The 1,181-nt window shown below is 64.9% G+C and carries 2 protein-coding genes; both read right to left on the reverse strand.

Annotation, left to right across the window (positions count from 1 at the left end):
* Positions 1 to 123 precede the first annotated feature (123 nt).
* On the reverse strand, positions 124 to 582 hold the full coding sequence (locus tag Q8Q85_14125) for an SUF system NifU family Fe-S cluster assembly protein (protein ID MDP3775397.1): 459 nt from the start codon (positions 580 to 582) through the stop codon (positions 124 to 126).
* Between the two features lie 17 nt (positions 583 to 599).
* Positions 600 to 1,181 (reverse strand): aminotransferase class V-fold PLP-dependent enzyme (locus tag Q8Q85_14130; protein ID MDP3775398.1); only part of this gene is annotated, 582 nt, incomplete at its 5' end.

Here is a 1,181-nt window from a genome sequence, read left to right on the forward strand (position 1 = left end):
GGTGAGCTTGATGATGTTGTCTGGCATGGCTCCTCGATACGGTCCGCCTAACCGCCTCCGCCAAGGCTATGGCGGTCCGCCGAAGCTTCACGCGAAGGCGGAAGGCGGACACTACGTACCACGCTAATCCGCTTCTGTCGACACGACTTCGTCCTTCGCGTCGACCGCGGAGCGAAGCGTGTGCCAGGCGAGGCTCGCGCATTTCACGCGCGCCGGGTAGTTGCGGACGCCTTCGAACACGGCCAGCTTGCCCAGCCGTTCCGGATTGGCCAGCGGGTCGGCGTTCCCGGTCACCATCTGGTGGAATTGCTCGAACATGTCGCGGGTCTCGCTCAGCGTTTTACCCTTGACGCTGTCGGTCATCATCGAAGCCGACGCTTTCGAGATCGCGCATCCCGATCCCTGGAAGCTGGCGTCCTTGATCACGCCGTCCTCGACCCTCAGGTAGAGCGACAGCCGATCCCCGCAGAGAGGGTTGTAGCCCTCGGCGTGCCGGTTGGCGCCTTCAATCGCGCGGAAGTTGCGCGGCCGGCGGTTATGGTCGAGGATGACCTCTTGATAGAGCTCCCGAAGATCGGACACTGGCAACCCTCGCTGCGTCACGTGAAGAGCTCGCGGACCTTATGGAGCGCCGCGACGAGGGCGTCGATCTCTTCGCGTGTGTTATAGAGCGCCAGCGACGCGCGCGCGGTGGCGGGAATGCCCAACCGCTGCATCAGGGGCTGAGCGCAGTGGTGCCCCGTGCGGATCGCCACACCCTCCTGATCGACGACGGTGCCGATGTCGTGCGGGTGCACACCGTCCATCACGAACGAGAGCACGCTCGACTTCTCCGGCGCCGTTCCGATGAGCGTCAGGCCCGGCACCCCCGACAGCGCCGCCGTTCCGTACGCCAGGAGCTCACGTTCGTGGGCCGTAATACGATCCATCCCGATCGCGGTGACGTAGTCCACCGCCGCCGCCAACCCCACCGCGCCCGCGATGTTCGGGGTTCCCGCTTCGAATTTGTACGGCAGGGCGTTGTACGTGGTCTTCTCGAACGTGACCGAGCTGATCATGTCGCCGCCGCCCTGATACGGCGGCATCTCCTCGAGCAGACGCTCCTTGCCGTACAGCACGCCAATCCCGGTCGGTCCGTACAGCTTGTGGCCCGTGAACACGTAGAAGTCGGCGTCGAGCGC

The organism is Gemmatimonadales bacterium, from assembly GCA_030697825.1.
Taxonomy (GTDB): Bacteria; Gemmatimonadota; Gemmatimonadetes; order Gemmatimonadales; family JACORV01; genus JACORV01.